Origin of the sequence: Methanosarcina sp. A14 (genome assembly GCF_001729375.1) — an archaeon.
GTDB lineage: Archaea > Halobacteriota > Methanosarcinia > Methanosarcinales > Methanosarcinaceae > Methanosarcina > Methanosarcina barkeri.
The window spans coordinates 1-3,437 of sequence record NZ_LZPK01000155.1 but is presented as its reverse complement, the minus strand read 5'-3'; the positions used below and the strand labels follow the sequence as shown (position 1 = coordinate 3,437).

2 protein-coding genes and 1 pseudogene are annotated in these 3,437 nt (G+C 34.2%); 2 read left to right on the top strand and 1 reads right to left on the bottom strand.

Annotation, left to right across the window (positions count from 1 at the left end):
• Positions 1-611, top strand: a pseudogene (locus tag A9239_RS18235) (PKD domain-containing protein); the annotation flags it as partial.
• A gap of 596 nt (positions 612-1,207) precedes the next feature.
• The gene (locus A9239_RS08115; protein ID WP_158498922.1) at positions 1,208-1,480 is read left to right on the top strand and encodes a transposase; all 273 of its coding nucleotides are present in this window, start codon (positions 1,208-1,210) and stop codon (positions 1,478-1,480) included.
• Between the two features lie 193 nt (positions 1,481-1,673).
• Here A9239_RS08115 and A9239_RS08110 read toward each other — a convergent pair whose 3' ends face one another.
• Complete coding sequence (locus tag A9239_RS08110; protein WP_048155351.1) at positions 1,674-2,729, bottom strand: metal-dependent hydrolase; 1,056 nt, start codon at positions 2,727-2,729, stop codon at positions 1,674-1,676.
• Between the last annotated feature and the right edge of the window lie 708 nt (positions 2,730-3,437).

The window sequence follows — 3,437 nt, the reverse complement described above, 5'->3', positions numbered from 1 at the left end:
GAGTATATACTGTTAACTAAACAGTAAAGAATGCTGCAGGCCGTAATACGGTAACAAAAACAGATTATATAAAAGTTATAACAAAACCTGTTGCAAACTTCACCAGCAGTGCTACATCAGGAAAAGCACCATTAAAGGTTAAATTTACTGACACAAGCACAGGAACACCTGCTGCATGGAAATGGGACTTTGGAGACGGATCAAAGTCATTCCACCAGAATCCGACTCATAAGTATTCAAATGCAGGGGTATATAATGTTAGCTTAAAAGTAAAGAATGCTGCAGGCAGTAACACGGTAACAAAAACAAATTATATAAAAGTGATAACAAAACCTGTTGCAAGCTTCACCAGTAACGTCACATCAGGCAAAGCACCATTAAAGGTTACTTTTACTGACACAAGCACAGGAATCCCGGCTAAATGGAAATGGAGTTTTGGAGACGGAACAATTTCAAGGGAACAGAATCCAGAACATCAGTATTTGCAGGGAGGATCATATAAGGTTACTCTTACAGTAAGCAATGCTGCAGGTGGCAATACGATAACAAAAACAAATTATATAAAAGTGACAACAAATACAAGGCCTGGCATATATTCTGAAAACAAATAAACCCTAAGTTGAAAAACAATAAAAAAGATCAAGGCTAAAGTAATAGTGGTGGGTCATTAATCAAATATGACAAAGGGCCCACCCATCCTATTTTGTAGAGTTAAGAACCTATATCATATATATTATTTTTAATAAATTATTGTCACTATCTAATCAGCATGAAAGTATTTTCAAGTACTTTCAGATTTCTGAAAGGATGTTCAGGTTTAACCGTGAAAAGATTGAAGGCATCCTTAAAGCTGGAGATCAGGTAAAAGTTGTTTTTACGGGCAAAGTAAAGTATGAAAATGAGATCTCTTAAGGAATAGCAAGTTTTGAAGGAGCAATTTAATAACAGTGATTGAAAAGGGAAGAAAAAGGGATACAACGAAATGATAAGTGTGATTTAAAACTTATTTTTTAATGCACAAGTGCATTTTAGTCTAAAATGCAAATTTGAGTCACCCGGATATAATTTATTTTTTCATTAACTTTTATCATTGTTTCTGCAAATAAAAATGATTCTACACTTTATATACCTACACTTTAAAAATTTCAATATAAAAAGACCTATAGGAAGGCCTGTTAACAGACCTTCCAAAGTAACAGATGATGCAATGTATGATACAGCTAAAATTAGAAAATATAACAGGAGAAGAGGAATAAAGTCCAACATACCAGTAAATAAAAGAAATCGGAAGAAAAAAAAGAGAGGAAGATCAATAAAGGTAGATCAGGAAGAATACAAAAAGAAAAGCATAGTAGAAAGGTTCTTTAGTTGGATAGAATCATGCAAGAAAGTATTTCCGAGATATGAAATTAAAGAGACATCATATTTAGGAGTTGTAATGGTAGCAGTAATAATTAGAGTAAATGAGCTTTTGGGATAGGCTCATTCAAAAAACTCAGGAGAACAAATTTCTTGGCACTATAGCGCCCCATAATATTTAACTTATATTATATAAAGCAACTGATAAATTATGAAAAAAAGAATCTTTTATTGGCTACCGTAACGAAAGAGACTAAGTGTGGTTTTTCAGAGGATTTCCAATGCATAAACGTTCTGGTTCATCATTTAAAGGCTCATCCAAACCAGTTCATGCCTAATCTCTCCTCCTGGCTGCCATGCATACTTGCATATACTTCGTATTTCTTTGCGTTTTTCCTGTCAAAAACAAACCTGTAAAACGACTTAAAATAAGCTATATCTCTGATATACGGATTTCTGGCATCACTGAGAATAACCGTTACAGAATCATTTGTTTTGGAAACCGAGTAGACCGGATAATCGATTTCCTGAGGAACACCTGCTCCGTATAAGTTTTCTGCTCTTTTAACATAAGCAGCAGCGTCAGGGACATTTCCGTCTACGGATAATTTTTCAACGTACATACTTTTCTCAATCCCTGAACGATAACTTATTTCCAGGACTCTATAATGAGTTGAATTATATGAATACGCAGTCAGGAACTGACTCATGGATTCAGGATAGGTATTCTGGTAGCTTATTTCGGTGTTTTCTGCCCAGGAAATATGGTTGATAAGAAAAGCTTTTGAGACCGGCATGACGGTAAGCCAGACAAGTAACAAAAGAATAAGCGAGGCATAGAGCTTATCATCAACATTTGATATGAAAGTGCAAAATCTCTTAAATCTTCCATTTATTTTTCCTGTGTGGCTCAGATTTACTAAAATTACAATAAAGAGGGGCAGGAGAGGTAGCAGGTTTAACAGAGGGTCGAAGAAATAAACCGCACTCATAATGGAAGCATCCGTACTGAACGGGTACAGGGGACGCATTTTCCAGCTTGTGACATAATCCAGGTAAGAGTGAAAGAAAAGAGATTGGAATCCTCCAACCGTAAAAAGCCAATTCTTTGTCTTAAACCAGAGGATAAACGTAACCAGAACAATGAAAAGGATAGAATGCATGAACTCTCTGTGCCCGACCAGATAAAAAAGCTGGTTTCTTACCGCAGGGCTCAGGCTACTATTTGCATAGATAAATATCGAGTACAGGATAAAATCCAGGTCAGGAAGCACGGATAATAAAGCTACGACTTTCAGTTTATTCCCTTTCAGGCCTAAAGCCAGAGCAATGAGAAGACCTACTCCAAAATGGGAAATCACATTTACCATGATCCTGTATCCTGACGGAATATTTTTCTGTTTGATTTTTATATTTAATAATATAGAGAATTAGAGATATATTTCTTCTTTTTAAAAAACCGTGTTCGGGTGTGCAAAGTTTTACTTACTTTTGAAGATGATAATAAATAAAAATATAAAATTAAACACATAAAAAACAAAACATAATAATTAGAAAACAAGAAAAAACAAAATATAATAATTAGAAAACAAGAAAAAATGTATAAAGAGTAGAAAAATATGAGGATTCGTTTTTTCTTAACGGAAAAATCTGGGAATTACCTGTGTATGTTCACAATACAGTTTTGATGTGAATTTTCCATATACCTGTAATATAGACTTTTGATATTATTTTAAACTTAACTTTTTTTGAATGCGCGCTTATAGGATCGTTTTATACTCTGTTTAAGCAGAAGCAAGCCTTTTACTCTCTGGTGTGAACTCTCTGGTGTGAACTCTCTGGTGTGAAATTTGAGGGTCTTGGGAAAAATAAAGTGGTTGTTGAACACATTCGTGCAATGAAATTTAAACATATATAAATTTTTCCGTATTTTTTAGAGATATATATATTTTTCCTTATTATGCTAACTGCATTTAGTTAAATATCCAAATATTCATATTAATAAATAAAAGGAGACATATATCATGGTAAGTGAAATGACTCCAACCCGAAGAGTTATGGCAGCCGTGCTTGGAGGC

Excerpts from the sequence above, each read along its gene's own strand:
- A9239_RS08110 (WP_048155351.1), bottom strand. The coding sequence starts at position 2,729 with ATGGTAAATGTGATTTCCCATTTTGGAGTAGGTCTTCTCATTGCTCTG.
- A9239_RS08115 (WP_158498922.1), top strand. The coding sequence starts at position 1,208 with ATGTATGATACAGCTAAAATTAGAAAATATAACAGGAGAAGAGGAATA.